This window comes from Vibrio sp. 1159, from assembly GCF_033340395.1.
In the GTDB taxonomy this organism is placed as follows: domain Bacteria; phylum Pseudomonadota; class Gammaproteobacteria; order Enterobacterales; family Vibrionaceae; genus Vibrio; species Vibrio alginolyticus.
On sequence record NZ_JAWOWL010000045.1, the window covers coordinates 25405 to 41590 of the forward strand.

The 16186-nt window shown below is 45.2% G+C and carries 20 protein-coding genes; 9 read left to right on the plus strand and 11 right to left on the minus strand.

The annotated features are described in order from the left end of the window. Positions 1–41 precede the first annotated feature (41 nt). Entirely contained in the window at positions 42–1385 is a 1344-nt protein-coding gene (gene pmbA / locus R7127_RS23535) for a metalloprotease PmbA (RefSeq protein ID WP_033907409.1), read from the plus strand. 64 nt (positions 1386–1449) lie between these two features. Here pmbA and mgtE read toward each other — a convergent pair whose 3' ends face one another. From mgtE to R7127_RS23590, 11 genes are all read right to left on the minus strand, one after another. After that, positions 1450–2808: a magnesium transporter gene (gene mgtE, locus R7127_RS23540; RefSeq protein WP_005381121.1), complete on the minus strand. Its 1359-nt coding sequence runs from the start codon at positions 2806–2808 to the stop codon at positions 1450–1452. 148 nt (positions 2809–2956) lie between these two features. Further along, positions 2957–3232, minus strand: coding sequence for an HPr family phosphocarrier protein (locus R7127_RS23545; RefSeq protein ID WP_005381120.1), 276 nt, complete (start codon positions 3230–3232; stop codon positions 2957–2959). A 2-nt stretch (positions 3233–3234) separates the two neighbouring features. Further along, entirely contained in the window at positions 3235–4098 is an 864-nt protein-coding gene (gene rapZ, locus R7127_RS23550; RefSeq protein WP_005381118.1) for an RNase adapter RapZ, read from the minus strand. 14 nt (positions 4099–4112) lie between these two features. Further along, positions 4113–4559 (minus strand): PTS IIA-like nitrogen regulatory protein PtsN, encoded by a 447-nt coding sequence (ptsN, locus tag R7127_RS23555; RefSeq protein ID WP_005381116.1) that lies wholly within the window; start codon positions 4557–4559, stop codon positions 4113–4115. Between the two features lie 2 nt (positions 4560–4561). Then, positions 4562–4849, minus strand: a complete 288-nt coding sequence (gene hpf / locus R7127_RS23560; RefSeq protein ID WP_005381114.1) for a ribosome hibernation promoting factor — start codon at positions 4847–4849, stop codon at positions 4562–4564. Positions 4850–4873: 24 nt separating this feature from the next. Beyond that, on the minus strand, positions 4874–6343 hold the full coding sequence (locus tag R7127_RS23565; protein WP_005381112.1) for an RNA polymerase factor sigma-54: 1470 nt from the start codon (positions 6341–6343) through the stop codon (positions 4874–4876). 50 nt (positions 6344–6393) lie between these two features. Further along, positions 6394–7119: an LPS export ABC transporter ATP-binding protein gene (gene lptB, locus R7127_RS23570; protein WP_005381111.1), complete on the minus strand. Its 726-nt coding sequence runs from the start codon at positions 7117–7119 to the stop codon at positions 6394–6396. A gap of 1 nt (position 7120) precedes the next feature. Next, positions 7121–7615, minus strand: a complete 495-nt coding sequence (lptA, locus tag R7127_RS23575; RefSeq protein ID WP_005381109.1) for a lipopolysaccharide transport periplasmic protein LptA — start codon at positions 7613–7615, stop codon at positions 7121–7123. Then, complete coding sequence (gene lptC, locus R7127_RS23580; RefSeq protein ID WP_172563487.1) at positions 7596–8159, minus strand: LPS export ABC transporter periplasmic protein LptC; 564 nt, start codon at positions 8157–8159, stop codon at positions 7596–7598. The genes lptA and lptC overlap by 20 nt, the downstream gene beginning before the upstream one ends. A gap of 86 nt (positions 8160–8245) precedes the next feature. Then, positions 8246–9217, minus strand: coding sequence for an arabinose-5-phosphate isomerase KdsD (gene kdsD / locus R7127_RS23585; RefSeq protein WP_005381104.1), 972 nt, complete (start codon positions 9215–9217; stop codon positions 8246–8248). Positions 9218–9246: 29 nt separating this feature from the next. Then, entirely contained in the window at positions 9247–10212 is a 966-nt protein-coding gene (locus R7127_RS23590; RefSeq protein ID WP_005381102.1) for a calcium/sodium antiporter, read from the minus strand. 374 nt (positions 10213–10586) lie between these two features. Between R7127_RS23590 and mlaF the strand changes: the two genes are divergently transcribed. From mlaF to R7127_RS23630, 8 genes are all read left to right on the plus strand, one after another. Beyond that, on the plus strand, positions 10587–11390 hold the full coding sequence (gene mlaF, locus R7127_RS23595; protein ID WP_005388422.1) for a phospholipid ABC transporter ATP-binding protein MlaF: 804 nt from the start codon (positions 10587–10589) through the stop codon (positions 11388–11390). Then, positions 11380–12171 carry a lipid asymmetry maintenance ABC transporter permease subunit MlaE gene (gene mlaE, locus R7127_RS23600; RefSeq protein ID WP_005381100.1) on the plus strand — a complete coding sequence of 264 codons (792 nt, stop codon included), beginning with the start codon at positions 11380–11382 and terminating at the stop codon, positions 12169–12171. The genes mlaF and mlaE overlap by 11 nt, the downstream gene beginning before the upstream one ends. 2 nt (positions 12172–12173) lie before the next feature. Further along, positions 12174–12662, plus strand: coding sequence for an outer membrane lipid asymmetry maintenance protein MlaD (gene mlaD / locus R7127_RS23605; RefSeq protein WP_005381099.1), 489 nt, complete (start codon positions 12174–12176; stop codon positions 12660–12662). 2 nt (positions 12663–12664) lie between these two features. Next, entirely contained in the window at positions 12665–13303 is a 639-nt protein-coding gene (gene mlaC / locus R7127_RS23610) for a phospholipid-binding protein MlaC (RefSeq protein ID WP_033907408.1), read from the plus strand. Continuing rightward, positions 13303–13623 (plus strand): lipid asymmetry maintenance protein MlaB, encoded by a 321-nt coding sequence (locus R7127_RS23615; RefSeq protein ID WP_025767617.1) that lies wholly within the window; start codon positions 13303–13305, stop codon positions 13621–13623. The genes mlaC and R7127_RS23615 overlap by 1 nt, the downstream gene beginning before the upstream one ends. A gap of 3 nt (positions 13624–13626) precedes the next feature. Then, positions 13627–13881 (plus strand): BolA family iron metabolism protein IbaG, encoded by a 255-nt coding sequence (gene ibaG, locus R7127_RS23620; protein WP_005381092.1) that lies wholly within the window; start codon positions 13627–13629, stop codon positions 13879–13881. 9 nt (positions 13882–13890) lie between these two features. Continuing rightward, the gene (murA, locus tag R7127_RS23625) at positions 13891–15147 is read left to right on the plus strand and encodes a UDP-N-acetylglucosamine 1-carboxyvinyltransferase (protein WP_033907407.1); all 1257 of its coding nucleotides are present in this window, start codon (positions 13891–13893) and stop codon (positions 15145–15147) included. A 163-nt stretch (positions 15148–15310) separates the two neighbouring features. Beyond that, a complete protein-coding gene (locus tag R7127_RS23630; protein WP_005381088.1) occupies positions 15311–16036 on the plus strand; it encodes a 1-acylglycerol-3-phosphate O-acyltransferase in 726 nt (241 codons plus the stop codon). Positions 16037–16186: the final 150 nt, after the last annotated feature.

The following is a 16186-nucleotide window of genomic DNA, read 5'->3' on the forward strand; positions in this document are numbered from 1 at the left end:
TTGTTATCCTATTGTTCATCAAAGACAAGATGTGAAAGACAATGGATATTAAACAGCAGGTTGCTGAGCAACGTACCGAGCTAGAGCAAGCCGTCGCAAGAGCCTTAAAGCTTGCATCGGCAAAATCTGACGCCGCCGAAGTCGCAATTACTAAAAGCACTGGTTTAAGTGTTTCAACTCGTATGGGTGAAGTAGAGAATGTCGAGTTCAACAGCGATGGTGCGCTGGGCATTACCGTTTACCGAGGTCAACGCAAAGGCAGTGCTTCCACGTCTGATTTAAGTGAAGCGGCAATCGAGCAAACCGTTATAGCGGCGCTAGATATTGCACATTACACATCTGAAGACCCATTTGCAGGCCCTGCAGCAAAAGAATACATGGTGCAAGAGATCCCTGAGCTTGATCTTTTCCACCCTGACGCACCCGATCCAGACTATGCTGCCAATGTGGCGATTGCAGCAGAAAAAGAGGCGCTAAGTTATGACAGTGCAATCAAGCAAAGTGATGGCGCGAGTTATGATAGTCATTACGGCGTGAAAGTGTATGGCAATAGCCATGGCTTATTAGCTAGTTATGCGTCTAGCCGCCATAGTACTAGCTGTTGTGTAATTGGCGTTGGTCAAAACGGCGAGATGGAACGTGATTACAGCTACACCGTGGCACGTCATCGTGATGACTTATGGACCCCAGAAACGGTGGGTCGTAAGGCGGCAGAGAATACGGTTAACCGCTTAGATGCGCAGCGTCTAAAAACAGGTCAATACCCAATCATGTTTGCGGCTGATGTTGCGACAGGCTTGATTGGCCATCTCGTTATGGCGATCAGCGGTGGTAACTTGTACCGAAAATCTTCTTTCTTACTTGACCATCTAGGCAAACAAGTGCTTCCTGAATGGTTCAATATCTCAGAACGTCCGCATGTATTGCGTGGTTTGGCATCAAGTCCATTCGATAGTGAAGGTGTGTACACTCAAGACCGTGAGATCATTACCGACGGTGTGCTAGCAACTTATCTGTTAACCAGTTATGCCGCACGTAAAATGAAGATGACGCCGACAGGTCACGCTGGTGGGATTCATAACTGGTACGTGAAGTCGACAGGCCAAAACTTCGAACAAATGCTTAAAGAGCTCGGTACTGGTCTTCTAGTGACAGAAGTCATGGGACAAGGTGTGAACGTGGTAACGGGTGATTACTCTCGCGGTGCCGCAGGCTTCTGGGTTGAGAATGGCGAAATCCAATACCCAGTATCAGAAATTACCATCGCAGGTAATCTAAAAGACATGTTCACCAAGATTGTGGCGGTTGGTAGTGATATTGAAACGCGCTCACAAATCCAAACGGGCTCTATCCTACTGGATAGCATGAAAGTGGCGGGTGAATAAGCTTTTCTAGCAATTCAGAATCAAAAAAGCCTGATGTGTTCATCAGGCTTTTTCGTTTTTTCTGTTAGGTAATCAGTATTGTGGCAAGCCCTAAGAAGACAGATAAACCAATCACATCCGTCACCGTTGTTAATGCCATACCACCAGCTAAAGCAGGATCGATGTTCATTTTTTTCAATAGGATTGGAATCGTTACTCCGGCAATACCTGCGACCAATAAGTTGGTCAGCATGGCGGCGGAAATGATTCCTCCGAGCATCCAGTTACCTTTCCAAGCAACAACAATACCACCAATAATCAGCGCCCACATGATACCGTTGAGTAAGCCGATCGAGGCTTCTTTCATTAACAGTTCACGTTTGTTTGAGTCACCGATATGACCAAGAGCAAGACCACGAATCACTAGTGCGACGGTTTGGTTACCAGCGACACCACCCATGGACGGAACAATCGTCATCAATACCGCAATGGCCGCCATTTGATCTAATGTGGCCTCAAACATATTAGAAACGGAAGCAGCAGCAAGGGCGGCTAATACGTTAGCGCCAAGCCAGATACTGCGTTTGCGAGCTGATTTTACAACAGGCGCGAAAGTATCTTCGTCATCGTCCATACCCGCCATACTCATCATCGAGTGTTCCGCGTCTTCACGAATAACGTCAACCACGTCATCGATGGTGATACGACCGACCAAATGCAAGTTTTCATCAACAACAGGTGCAGATACCCAATTACGGCGTTCGAACAGACTCGCAACATCTGAGTCGCTAGTATCGACGGTGATGGCCTCGTCCGCGTCTTCCATTACATCAATGATTTTTACGTCTGGCTGAGTGGTAATAAGCGTCGTGATCGGCAGTTCACCGATGAGCTTACTCTCTTCATCGATCACATACAGGGCATCTGTAGCTTCTGGAAGCTCGCCTTTCATACGTAGATAACGCAAAACTACGTCCACATCTACGTCACCACGAATTGTGATGACGTCGGTGTTCATCAGTCCACCCGCGGTGTCTTCTGGGTAGGATAGGGCGGTTTCGACCCGTAGGCGGTCAGATGAGTCCATTTGCGACAGGACTTCGCGTGACAGGTTGTCAGGCAAGCTACGCAGTACGTAAGCCACGTCATCGGTATCCATGCCTTCTGTCGCTTCTGCAAGCGCTTCTGGTGCCATTTTGGATACGAGGCTGTCTTTGACGTCTTCGTTCAGCTCGTCAAGGATTTCACCATAATCTTCAGGGTCGGTGAGTTGCCAAAGAACTTCACGGCTCTTACGTGGGGAGGCTTCTAAAAGGTGAGCGATATCCTCAGGTTCCATGTCCTGTAATTGACGACGAACATGGACGAAGCGGCCATTTTCTAGCGCTTCTGTGACTTCTTGGAGGGCTTGGTGAGCTTGGTCGAATTCAATTTGCTCTGCCATTCATTCCTCCCAATTCCTGATATTTACAATGCGTTGAATAATAACTTAATTCTAGGCGCCTTTTAATAACAACTTATGATACTAAGCAAATTTATTTATTAGGTCAGGGAAGAGAAAGATAATGGGAGGTAAGAAAAAAGCGAGTAAACTACTCGCCTTCATCAAATTTATCTTCGATCAAGTGGCAAACGGCATCCAGTGCTTCTTCCGCTTGCCCACCCGTTGCGTGGATCGTGACGTATTGTCCTTGAGCGGACTCTAGCATTAACAGGCCCATTACGCTGTCTGCTGTGGCGGTTTTGTCTTCTTCATTGTCGATGGTGATGACCGCTTCAAAGCTCTGTGCCAGTTCGACCAGTTTGACTGCTGCACGAGCATGTAAGCCAAGGCGGTTTTGAATCAATACTTTACGACTTAACTCCACGGCTATTCCTTAGCGTTTTTCTCTAGTGAGGTATGGCGAATTTGTACTTGGTGTCCTTTGTTGGCGAAGTATTCACCGATTTGCTGAGTTAAGTACACCGAGCGGTGCTTACCACCAGTACAACCGATTGCAACGGTCAGGTAGCTGCGGTTGTTTTTCTCAAGTAGAGGTAACCAATTCTCTATAAAGCTTTCAATTTGATATTTCAAACTTAACACCGATTGGTGTTGCTCTAAAAATGCGGCGATAGGAGCATCCAGACCTGTAAGCGGGCGTAGTGCTGGTTCCCAATGTGGGTTAGGTAAGAAGCGAACGTCGAATACGTAATCGGCATCGGAAGGCAGGCCGTATTTAAAACCAAAAGACTCAAATACCATCACGAGCCCTTTGCGATCTCTGCCTTCAACGCGCATACGCACAGTTTCACTCAATTCATGCAAAGACTGCCCACTACTATTTAGGACCAGATCTGCATGCGCTTTGAGTGGCGTCAAAATTTGCTTCTCACGCTCGATGGCTTGATCGAGCGAGAGGGAGGTGCCACCTAAAGATAACGGGTGAATTCGGCGTGTTTCGCTGTAGCGTTTGAGTAGCGTTTCTTTATTGGCGTCCAAGAAAAGCACGGTCACATCAAGCTCAGTTTTTAACTGTTCTAGTGTACTCGTCAGTTCTTTTAGCTTTTTAGGAATATTTCGAATATCAATGCTGACTGCAACATTCTGTTTGCTGTCAGCAACAGAATGAACAAATGCGTCCAGCAAGTTAACTGGTAGGTTATCAACACAGTAGTAACCTAAGTCTTCCAGTACACGAAGCGCAATACTTTTACCGGCACCTGAGTGCCCGCTAACAACGATTAGTCGCATGGAGTTAGTCCTGCTTATTGGTGAATCATGATGTCGTAAAGTTCTTCATCACTCTGAGCATTACGCAGTAGTTTCAATACTTGCTTATCGCTCAGACGTTCTGCCATAGAGGATAGAGTCTTGAGGTGCTCTTTGCACTGTTCTTCTGGTACAAGGAGCGCAAAAAGAAGATCGACAGGTCGATTGTCAATCGCATCAAATTCGATTGCTTCATCACATTGCAGTAAGACAGCAATGGCCTTGTCGCTTGATTGCATTCTCGCGTGAGGGATCGCAATACCGTTTCCGATACCGGTACTGCCCATTTTTTCTCTATTGAGCATGCATTCGAACAGCTCGGTAGAATCTTGGCCCGTTTGATCAGCCACGATACGGCTGATCATTTCAAGGGCGCGTTTTTTACTCGTGCAGTGGACCGCACTTTTGGTGCAGTCCAATGACAGTATTTCGCTCAGTTGCATGATTAATGACTGTTTAGTTTTTCTTTGTGCTTATTAAGTTGGCGAACCAATTTATCTACCAGCGAATCGATCGCGGCATACATATTTTCGTCATCGGCTGATGCGTGGATTTCGCCTTGATTTATGTGAAGCGTAGCTTCCGCGATTTGAGTAATTTTTTCAACTTTTAGTACAACATGCACTTGATTGATATGGTCGAAGAACCTTTCGAGCTTCTGAAACTTAGAATTTACATAGTCTTGCATTGAATCGGTAAGATCAACGTGATGGCCTTGAATATTGATTTGCATAGACTTTCCTTTTCAGTTAGTGCCTTATAATAGGCGTTTACGCTGACTTGAAGGGGCAATTCCCAAGGATTCGCGATATTTGGCTATCGTACGTCTTGCGACCTGAATCCCTTGGTCAGCCAGAAGAGCAGCAATCTTGCTATCACTCAGTGGTTTGGCAGTATTCTCTGCTGCGACCAGTTTTTTAATGAGTGCACGAATTGCTGTTGACGAACATTCTCCGCCGTTGTCAGTACTAACATGGCTAGAGAAGAAGTACTTCAATTCAAAAATACCACGTGGTGTATGCATAAATTTTTGCGTTGTTACACGAGAAATCGTGGATTCATGCATGTCCACAGCCAAAGCGACATCATTGAGTACCATTGGCTTCATGGCTTCCTCACCATACTCGAAGAAATCTTGTTGATGTTCAACAATACATCTTGCAACTTTGAGTAGCGTCTCGTTTCTACTCTCTAAGCTCTTAATTAACCATTTTGCCTCTTGCAAATTGCTGCGGATGTACTGGCTATCCGCGCTATTACCTTTGCCTAACTGAGCATATTGTTGATTTACTTTTAATTTTGGCACGCTATCCGGGTTTATAGAAACGGTCCATTTGCCATTGTCTTTAAAAACGGATACGTCTGGAATTACGTACTCGGTATCATCAGGAGTGATGCGACTACCTGGACGAGGATCTAACTGTTGGATAAGCTTTAAGACTTCACGCAGATCGGCTTCTTTCAGCTTAGTCTCTTTGATGACGAGCTTGTAGTCACGGTTGCCTAGGTGATCAATATGATCCGCAAGTATCATTTTGGCTTCAGCAAGCCATGGCGTGTCTTCTGGGAAGGTCGTCAGTTGCAGTAACAAACATTCTTGTAAGTTACGCGATGCAACGCCAAGAGGATCGAATTGTTGAATGCGTTTACGAACGGCTTCTACTTCGTCTAACTCTATCTCTTCATTATCGAAGCTCTCATGAATCTCTTCAGGCGACAAAGTTAAATAGCCGTAGTCGTCAACAGCGTCAATAATCGCTAATGCAATCGTGCGGTCGGTTTCACTGAATGGTGTTAGGTCAAGCTGCCACATGAGGTAATCATGTAATGATTCAGTGGTTTCGCCTTGGTAGACGGGCATATCATCATCAAGAGCTAAGCCAGTGCTACCAGTATTCGCGCTGTAGACGTCATCCCAAGTCGTGTCGATTTCAAGTTCAGAGCTAATTTCTGATTTCTCTATCACATCGGAGCTATCTGGAACGTCAATTTCTGTTGGTTCGCTAGCACTGTTGCTATCAGCAGCCTCGACCGCTGACTTATCTTCACCGTTTGCTAGAGGCTCGTCTTGGCCTTCTTCAACTTCCAATAATGGGTTTGAGTCCAACGCTTCTTGGATTTCTTGTTGAAGATCGAGTGTCGACAATTGCAATAAGCGAATCGCTTGCTGCAACTGTGGCGTCATGGCTAACTGCTGACCTAGCTTGAGTTGTAATGAAGGTTTCATTCAGTGTTACTTACCTTGTAATGCTCAGAATCTTACCGTTCCTAATATAATCATAGACGGAATTGTTCGCCGAGATAAACTTGTTTCACCTGTTCATTATTGAGAACTTCTGCCGGAGTTCCCGATGCAATTAGGTGCCCTTGGCTCACGATATAGGCTTTTTCACATACGTCCAGTGTTTCACGTACATTATGGTCAGTGATTAACACTCCGAGACCACGATCGCGCAGATGCTCAATGATTTTCTTGATGTCATTAACCGAAATTGGGTCAACACCAGCGAAAGGTTCATCCAATAAAATGAACTGAGGGTTGGCCGCTAAAGCTCGAGCGATTTCCACCCTGCGTCGCTCACCCCCTGATAGTGCCATACCAGCACTGGTTCTGATGTGCTGGATGTGGAATTCTTCCAACAAATCTTCCAGTTTATCTTGGCGCTCTTCCCTCGTCATTTCTTGACGAGTTTCAAGTACGGCCATGATGTTATCTTCTACTGAAAGCTTACGGAAAATCGACGCTTCTTGCGGAAGATAGCCAATGCCAAGTCGTGAACGGCTATGCATCGGCAAAATACTGATGTCATTGTCGTCAATGGTAATGGTGCCTTCATCGCGAGGTACTAAGCCGACAATCATGTAAAACGAGGTGGTTTTACCCGCACCGTTTGGACCGAGCAGCCCAACAATCTGACCAGATTCAACTTCTAAGCTAACATCAGTGACGACTTTGCGTTTTTTGTAGCTTTTCGCCAAGTTTTTCGCGCTCAGTACTGCCATATTAGTTCTCTATCTGATTGGGTTGCAAAATGGTCGTAACGCGCTCTTCCTTAGAGCTATCTGCGACTAGCTTTTGTTTACCAATTTGGTAACGAATCGAAGAACCTTTGATGGTGTTGTTGTCTTGCGCCAGCTGCGCTTGACCTTTCATGGTCAGTTCGTCTGTAGAAATACGGTAATCCAACTCCGTAGCTTGACCACTAAGTGTTTTACCATCGTCCATCAGCTGAGAAAACTTCGCAGGTTTACCAAATGCTTGAATCTGTTTAATTGCTTCGGTTTTAGGATCGCGAGTTACCACGATTCTATCAGCATCGATATTGATGCTCCCTTGCTTAAGAGATACATCGCCTTCAAAAACAACCTGGTTACTCTTCATATCCACCTGTTGGGTGTCAGAGTTTATGTAAACCGGCTGTTGAGTATCCGACTTGAGTGCCAGCGCTTGAGGCGCCGCCAATACCAGTGCCAGTAGGCTAAGGTGTAACGGTTTCATATCGACCTTGAACTTCATCTGTCAGAGTCGCAGTATGCTGTTTTAAGTTGCCTTGCATTGCGCCTCCAGTAGTTTCAAATTGTGGTCCAACCAACATCACTTGTTGGTCAGCTTTAAAATCACGATTGGTTAGATTAATGACCAATTTGTCTGTTGCCATGGTATCAAAACTCGCACCAGGCAGAAGATTTTGCATTAAGACGTTGTCATATAAAGTCAAAACTTGGTCTTCATCTAACACTGCTCTTGTGGCAGTCACCTTCCATTCAATGACGCTACCTTCACGGTAAACCATCAAAGTCGGGTTATTAAAAATAGTATCTCCACTCTTAGCATAATGGTCTAAGTTAGTGGAGCGAATGATGTAACTGCGGACACCATCTTCACCGTAGGTGATATTTTCTAATCCAGAACCACTGAACATGGGCAGTTCAGAATCTGGTGCTACTTGAATTGCGTCGTTGCCTTTAGGGGTTAGTAGGTAATAACCGCACCACGCTACAACGAAGATCAAGAGCAAATAAATAAGGCGAGTAAAACTCATATAATGAAGGCCTATCGTTTAGCTCAGTACTTCCCTGACCATTGCCTTTATTCGTCTAATAAATGGTTTAAATGTTTGTGCTGATATTACATCACGCCAGCTTTTAGTAAATCGTGCATGTTCAGTGCACCCACAATTTTTTCGTCTTTACATAAAATCAGAGCGTTAATGTTTTTATTCTGCATCAAGTTCAAACCTTCAACCGCCAGCATATCAGGGTGCGCTGTGGTTGGGTTTGTCGTCATGACCTCGCCAATTGCCGTCGTATGAATATCGATACGCTTGTCTAGGGTACGACGTAAATCACCATCGGTGAATATACCAAGCATAGCATCGTGCTCATCGACGATGGCTGTCATGCCTAACCCCTTTTCTGAAATTTCAAGCAGGGCATCGCGAATTAATGCGTCAGGAGAAACTTTAGGTAGCGCTTCTCCAAAGTGCATAATATCAGACAACTTAAGTAGCAGTTTTCTCCCCAGTGCACCACCTGGGTGAGACAGGGCAAAATCTTCGGCAGAAAAACCACGAGCTTGAAGCAGAGCTACGGCTAATGCATCTCCCATCACTAATGTGGCAGTCGTACTGCTAGTTGGCGCCAGGCCTAACGGACAAGCTTCTTGAGGTACCGTAATTTGCAGGTGTAAGTCAGACAGCTTGGCCATATTTGATTCTGGCTTACCTGTCATGCTGATGATCTTAATATTCAGGCGCTTTAATACTGGAAATAGAGACAGAATTTCGTTTGATTCACCAGAGTTAGAAATTGCCAGCACAATGTCACCAGGGCTAATCATACCCAAGTCACCATGTGCGGCTTCGCCTGGATGAACGAAAAACGCCGAAGTCCCAGTGCTTGCCAGAGTGGCGGCAATCTTGTTACCAATATGGCCTGACTTGCCAATACCCATAACGACAACTTTGCCGTTGTTGGAAAGGATAAGTTCACACGCTTTTTCAAATTGATCATCAAAGTAGGTATCTAGCTCTTGCAGAGCAGCAACTTCGATATCAAGAACTTGTTTAGCAGCAGCGCGAAAATCAAATTGATTGGACATATCAGATCTCTACTTATTGATCGTGGTAATTAAGCGGTCATGTTTGCGAATAAGTACACTTGGTAACCTAAGAAGCACACAAACAAGATGGCACCTTCAATACGGTTAATACTGCGTGATTTACCCAAACACATCGCGACAAGTAACAATGAAACGCCTAACATGACCCAGAAGTCACGTCCCATCGCGTACTCACTGAGCACCGATGGATTAATGATGCCAGGAATCCCCATTACCGCCAGAATGTTAAACACATTCGAACCGATAATGTTACCGACAGCCATGTCGTCTTCACCCTTTAAAACTCCCGCAAGTGATGCGGCTAGTTCTGGCAGGCTAGTGCCAATGGCGATAATAGTTAGACCGATAACAAGGTCGCTCATACCAAAGTGTTTAGCAATAATTACCGCGTTATCAACCAGCATGCTGGCTGCCAAAGGAAGCAGTATCAAGCCAATAACCACCCACATGATTGCTTTAGGGTTACTGACGCCTTCTGGGATCTCTGACTCTTGGTCATCAAGAAAAACATCACCTGATTTTTGCTCTTTGCGGCTGATTTGCAACATAGCAAATAAAAATGCCCCAAAGAGTACAAACAATAAGACACCCTCATAAAAACCGAGATGGCTATTCCAAAGCAGAATACCAGCGAGTACGGTTACGGCTATCATGAGTGGAAGTTCTCGGCGGATGACGGCGGAGCTAATCGACAAAGGCTTGATCAGCGCTGTAATACCTAGGATTAACGCAATGTTCGCTATGTTTGAGCCTAATACGTTACCCACCGCTGTATCTGTTTTGCCATCCCAAGCAGCGGTTGCAGATACCATCATCTCAGGGGCGGATGAGCCCATCGCGAGGATTGTCATGCCGATGACAAGCGGGGAAATACCGACGTTGCGGGCTATCGCTGCAGAGCCAAAAACAAGTTTATCTGCACTCCAAACAAGCAAAACAAGACCGACTATAAGCAACGCAACGGCTTCGAGCATGAGAATTCCTAAGTATTAAATAAGTAAAATGAATAACCGCTAATTTTGACCTTTTGCGGCCTAAAATGGAAGATAAACGAAGAATAAATTAAAGGTTAGTAACGAAAATGTATGTAAATCTCACTCATTTAAATGAGCAATTCTGGTCTAGGATTTAAACACTTCGTGCTAATTCGGTCATAAACCATGAGAAATTGCAGGGATATACTCGACTTTATTTAATTGAACAGTGCTTTAAATTCAACGCCAATGTGCTTATGATTGCAGCCTAATAAATGTACCGACGTTACTTTATTAAACGTAGAATTCAACTCCGATGAGTATCTGCTTGATGATTCCGTGAGTTGCAACGCTCCTACAGTAGAAGAGATGATATGTCGAACAACGATTTAGTCACCGTGAACAACCTCACTTTTTCACGGGGAGAACGCATGATCTTTGATGATATTGATCTGCATGTTCCTGAGGGCAAAGTGACGGCCATTATGGGACCATCGGGAATTGGTAAAACAACACTGCTGCGTTTGATTGGTGGTCAGTTGTATCCCGAGCAAGGAGAGATCTGGTTTGATGGCGACAATATTCCCTCTCTCTCGCGTAAAAAACTCTACCATGCTCGAAAGAAAATGAGCATGTTGTTCCAGTCAGGGGCTTTATTCACTGATTTGAATGTTTTTGATAATGTCGCCTTTCCATTGAGAGAGCATACCGATTTATCGGAAGATTTGATTCGCACCATGGTGTTACTCAAGCTCGAAGCTGTCGGTCTGCGCGGCGCGGCGCAATTAATGCCGAGTGAGCTTTCAGGTGGTATGGCAAGACGCGCTGCTTTGGCTCGTGCAATCGCACTTGATCCTGACCTGATCATGTACGATGAGCCGTTTGTGGGGCAAGACCCAATCACTATGGGCGTTTTGGTTGAGCTAATTAGCAATCTAAACCAAGCGTTAGGTTTGACCTCTATTGTGGTTTCTCACGACGTACCTGAAGTCATGAGTATTGCTGACTGGGTATACCTGATGGCCGATGGAAAAATCATCGCCTATGGTACGCCAGAAGAGCTGACTCAAAACTCTGATCCTCGTGTCCAGCAGTTCTTACAAGGTGATGCCGACGGTCCTGTACCGTTTCGTTTCCCTTCTCAAAGTATCGAAAAGGACTTATTTGATGGTCGATAACTTCATTCACTTTGTCGCCTCGCTGGGTCGACGCACGCTTTCTATTTGCGGAGCATTTGGTCGTGCGACTTTCATGTTGATTGGGGCGCTATTTTCTAAGCCACAACCGATCAGAAGCTTTCCTCTGCTTGTTAAGCAACTTTATTCTGTTGGTGTTCAGTCGCTGGCGATCATCGTCGTATCTGGTCTGTTCATTGGAATGGTTTTGAGTCTACAAGGCTATGTTGTGTTGGTGGATTACGGCGCAGAAGGCAGTTTGGGGCAAATGGTAGCGCTTTCGTTACTCCGTGAATTAGGACCTGTTGTTACTGCACTTTTGTTTGCTGGTCGTGCCGGTTCTGCGTTAACCGCAGAGATAGGTCTAATGAAAGCAACGGAACAACTGTCTAGCCTTGAAATGATGGCGGTAGACCCATTGAAACGAGTGATTGCACCACGGTTTTGGGCTGGGGTTATCTCAATGCCTTTACTGGCTATGATTTTCATGGCTGTGGGAATTTGGGGCGCTCAGCTTGTTGGTGTTGACTGGAAAGGCGTTGATCACGGCAGTTTTTGGTCAGCGATGCAGTCCTCTGTTGAGCTAGGGCAAGACATTGGTAACAGTATGATCAAATGTTTTGCGTTTGCAATTACGGTTACTTGGGTCGCTCTATTTAACGGTTATGATGCTATTCCAACATCGGAAGGGATCAGCCGAGCAACTACGCGCACTGTTGTGCATTCTTCTTTAGCAGTACTAGGATTAGACTTTGTACTGACCGCATTGATGTTTGGGAATTAATCATGCAACAAACACGTAAAACTGAATTATGGGTTGGCAGCTTTGTATTAGCGGGAATTTGCGCGATTCTTGTGATGATTTTTCAAGTTGCTGACGTAAAAAGCATTGGCTCTGGTGATACTTATACCCTCAAAGCCGAGTTCGATAATATTGGCAGTTTAAAAGTTCGTTCTCCCGTAAAAGTGGGGGGCGTTGTGATTGGTCGAGTAAGTAGTATTTCGCTTAACCCAGACAACTTATTGCCAGTTGTAACACTATCTATCAATAGCAAATACAATCAGTTCCCAGAAACGTCGAGCGTACAAATTTTGACATCTGGCCTGATTGGTGAGCAATACATTGGTTTAGTACCTGGCTTCGTTTTTGATGATGAAGTCATGCTGGTGGATGGTGATACCATCGAAGACACCAAATCGGCGCTTGTGCTTGAAGACTTAATTGGTCAAGTACTATACAGCGTAGGTGGTTCAGACGACTCAAGTAAGGAATAACTATGTTAGCGAGATTACTACTTTCAGTTTGTGCTGTGTTTAGCGTCTTTGGAACAACAGCAGCAGAGGTGGATAAAACTGAACCTTATAAGATGATGAAGCAGGTAGCTGAAGTCACGTTCGAAAGATTGAAAGCCGAACAGCCGAAAATCAAACAAGATCCAAATTTACTTAAAGTGATCGTTGAAGAAGAGCTAATGCCTTACGTCAACTACCGCTATGCAGGGTTAAAACTTCTTGGTCCAAACTTAAAAGGTGCTAAGCGTGAAGATGTACTTGAGTTTATCGATGCATTTCGTGCTTACCTGATTGCGTCTTATGCACAAGTGTTGACGCAATACTCTGACCAAAAAATTGAGTTTGGTCCTGAGCCTAGCATTGATGACTCTAAGCGTATTACAAGCATTAAAGTTGATATCATCGATACTCCGCGTCCAAACATCAAACTTGAGTTTAAACTGCGTAAAGACAACCAGTCTGGTGAGTGGGAAGCATTCGATATGATTGCAGAGGGCATTAGTTTGCTTTCTAGTAAACAATCCGAATGGAACAGTAAAATTCGTCAAGAAGGCATTCTATCTGTTGCTAAAGACCTAGAAAAATTGGCCGCAGAACCGATCCGCTTCGAGGCGAAGAAATAATGGCCCAGACTCCCGCTCAGTGGCAATTGGATCAAAACATTCTTAAGCTAACAGGGGCACTTGATAGAGATACAGTGCCTTCATTGTGGGCGTATGCACAGCAATGGCAACCTGCTCAATCGGAGCTGGAATGCTCGCTAAAAGAGATAGAGCGAGTCGACTCTGCAGGAATGGTGATGTTAATCCACTTATTAGAGCATGCAAAAAAGCAAAACTGTCATATAATGCTCAGTTTCGTGCCGGCGCAACTGCGCACTTTGTTTCAACTGAGCAATGTTGAATCTTTAGTGGCCAAACACGTACAGAATTATCAGGGGTAAATTGTGGATAGCGCAAAAGTACAACAGTTATTAGAAGAAGCACTAAACCTTCAAGAAGTGCATGTGAAAGGTGAAGGTAGCCACTATGAAGTGGTTGCTGTTGATGCTTGTTTCGATGGAATGAGCCGCGTTAAGAAGCAGCAGCTAATTTATGCTCCTCTGATGGAATACATCCAGCGTAACGACATTCACGCATTATCGATCAAAGCGTTCACACCAGAAGAGTGGGCTCGTGATAAGAAATTGATGTCGCTTTAAGGTTTATTGATGGAAAAGTTTCGAGTTATTGGGTCAGATAAACCACTAGTTGGTGAAGTGACCATTTCAGGTGCAAAAAACGCAGCACTGCCGATTTTATTTGCGTCTATCTTGGCGGAAGAGCCAGTAGAAGTGGCAAACGTACCACACCTTCGTGATATCGATACAACCATGGAATTGCTTAAGCGTTTAGGCGCGAAAGTAAGCCGCAATGGCTCTGTTCATGTTGACCCAAGCAGTATTACAGAATACTGCGCGCCTTATGATTTGGTGAAAACCATGCGTGCTTCTATTTGGGCTTTAGGTCCTTTGGTGGCGCGCTTTGGTCAAGGTCAGGTTTCTTTACCAGGCGGTTGTGCCATCGGTGCCCGTCCTGTGGATCTGCATATTTCTGGTTTAGAGCAGCTTGGCGCAACCATTACATTAGAAGATGGTTATGTGAAAGCAGAAGTGGATGGTCGTCTAAAAGGCGCGCACATCGTGATGGATAAAGTCAGCGTAGGCGCGACGATCACCATCATGTGTGCCGCAGCGCTGGCGGAAGGCACAACAACACTAGATAACGCTGCGCGTGAGCCTGAAATCGTCGATACCGCTGAGTTCCTAAATAAGCTTGGCGCAAAAATCTCTGGCGCTGGCACAGATACCATTACGATTGAAGGTGTTGAGCGCCTAGGCGGTTGTAAACACAACGTGGTTGCTGACCGTATTGAGACGGGAACATTCCTCGTCGCAGCAGCAGTATCTGGCGGTAAAGTCGTATGTCGCAACACTAATGCTCATTTGCTTGAAGCGGTTCTCGCCAAGCTGGAAGAAGCTGGCGCGCTTGTCGAAACGGGTGAAGATTGGATCTCTGTTGATATGACCGACCGCGAACTAAAAGCGGTAAGTGTACGTACTGCGCCACATCCTGGTTTCCCGACGGATATGCAAGCTCAATTTACGCTTCTGAACATGATGGCTAAAGGTGGCGGCGTGATCACAGAGACTATCTTTGAAAACCGCTTTATGCACGTACCAGAACTCATGCGTATGGGCGCTAAAGCTGAGATCGAAGGCAATACGGTTATCTGTGGTGATGTTGAGTCACTCAGCGGTGCGCAAGTGATGGCAACCGATCTACGAGCTTCGGCTAGTTTGGTTATTGCAGGTTGCATTGCTAAAGGCGAAACCGTCGTTGATCGTATTTACCATATCGACCGTGGTTACGACAAAATCGAAAATAAACTGGCTGCACTTGGCGCAAATATTGAGCGAGTGAGCTAGGCAAGTTAAACTGCACCGCAGGTAACTTGGATATTTGGATATCAAGAGAGCCGAAACCTGAGTTTCGGCTTTTTTATATCACTCTCATGACCATATTTTCCCTTTATGGAAAGAGAGATATTAATAGCTGTATCTGGCAAAAGCCGGTTCCTGGAGAACAAGAATGATTGCACTGTTACGTGTATTTGCTGTCGCTATCTTTGCGATTGTTATGTTTATTGGTGGTTGTGGTTACTGCCTATTAAGCCCTAGAAACCCTAAGCACGTTTTCACTTTTGGCCGTTTGTTTGCCAAGATGTCTCGTGTGTTTGGGATTAAGTTAGAGTTACGTATCCCTGAAGATGCGTATTCACGCGGCCAACATGTTTACATTGCTAACCACCAGAACAACTGGGACATGTTTACTGTTTCTGCGGCTGTGACTCCGAAAGTTGTGACAGTAGGTAAAAAGAGCTTGGCTTGGATGCCACTGTTTGGTCAGCTTTACTGGCTTACGGGTAACATTCTGATTGACCGAGCGAATCGTTCTAAAGCAAAAGGTACTATCGATCAGGTCGTGAGCAGCATGAAAGAAAGTGATGTTTCGGTGTGGATGTTCCCAGAAGGCACGCGTTCTCGTGGGCGTGGTTTGCTGCCATTCAAAACAGGTGCTTTTCATGCGGCAATTGGTGCAGGTGTGCCAATCATTCCTATCGTATGTAGCTCGACGAATAAAATTAAGCTGAACCGTTGGAACAATGGTCATGTGATTGTTGAAATGCTACCTCCAATCAGCACTGAAGGCTATGGTAAAGAGGGCATTCGCGAGTTAGCGAATATCTGTCGTGAACAGATGAAAGAGAAGCTTGAATCGTTAGATGAAGAAGTCAAACAGCGCAACGCTGCTTAAGTTTTACTGCGATATCATCACGAAAAGACAATAAAAAACGGGTAGCCTGAGCTACCCGTTTTTTTATGTTTGTCTGTGCCGTCCTAAATAAGGTTGACACTTTCTACCCCCAAAATTGGAGAGTGTTATGAAATCAACAACTAAAAGAAC

Coding starts and splice junctions, on each gene's coding strand:
- pmbA (WP_033907409.1), top strand. CDS start 42: ATGGATATTAAACAGCAGGTTGCTGAGCAACGTACCGAGCTAGAGCAA.
- mgtE (WP_005381121.1), bottom strand. CDS start 2,808: ATGGCAGAGCAAATTGAATTCGACCAAGCTCACCAAGCCCTCCAAGAA.
- rapZ (WP_005381118.1), bottom strand. CDS start 4,098: ATGCGACTAATCGTTGTTAGCGGGCACTCAGGTGCCGGTAAAAGTATT.
- ptsN (WP_005381116.1), bottom strand. CDS start 4,559: ATGCAACTGAGCGAAATACTGTCATTGGACTGCACCAAAAGTGCGGTC.
- hpf (WP_005381114.1), bottom strand. CDS start 4,849: ATGCAAATCAATATTCAAGGCCATCACGTTGATCTTACCGATTCAATG.
- R7127_RS23565 (WP_005381112.1), bottom strand. CDS start 6,343: ATGAAACCTTCATTACAACTCAAGCTAGGTCAGCAGTTAGCCATGACG.
- lptB (WP_005381111.1), bottom strand. CDS start 7,119: ATGGCAGTACTGAGCGCGAAAAACTTGGCGAAAAGCTACAAAAAACGC.
- lptA (WP_005381109.1), bottom strand. CDS start 7,615: ATGAAACCGTTACACCTTAGCCTACTGGCACTGGTATTGGCGGCGCCT.
- lptC (WP_172563487.1), bottom strand. CDS start 8,159: ATGAGTTTTACTCGCCTTATTTATTTGCTCTTGATCTTCGTTGTAGCG.
- kdsD (WP_005381104.1), bottom strand. CDS start 9,217: ATGTCCAATCAATTTGATTTTCGCGCTGCTGCTAAACAAGTTCTTGAT.
- R7127_RS23590 (WP_005381102.1), bottom strand. CDS start 10,212: ATGCTCGAAGCCGTTGCGTTGCTTATAGTCGGTCTTGTTTTGCTTGTT.
- mlaF (WP_005388422.1), top strand. CDS start 10,587: ATGTCGAACAACGATTTAGTCACCGTGAACAACCTCACTTTTTCACGG.
- mlaE (WP_005381100.1), top strand. CDS start 11,380: ATGGTCGATAACTTCATTCACTTTGTCGCCTCGCTGGGTCGACGCACG.
- mlaD (WP_005381099.1), top strand. CDS start 12,174: ATGCAACAAACACGTAAAACTGAATTATGGGTTGGCAGCTTTGTATTA.
- mlaC (WP_033907408.1), top strand. CDS start 12,665: ATGTTAGCGAGATTACTACTTTCAGTTTGTGCTGTGTTTAGCGTCTTT.
- R7127_RS23615 (WP_025767617.1), top strand. CDS start 13,303: ATGGCCCAGACTCCCGCTCAGTGGCAATTGGATCAAAACATTCTTAAG.
- murA (WP_033907407.1), top strand. CDS start 13,891: ATGGAAAAGTTTCGAGTTATTGGGTCAGATAAACCACTAGTTGGTGAA.
- R7127_RS23630 (WP_005381088.1), top strand. CDS start 15,311: ATGATTGCACTGTTACGTGTATTTGCTGTCGCTATCTTTGCGATTGTT.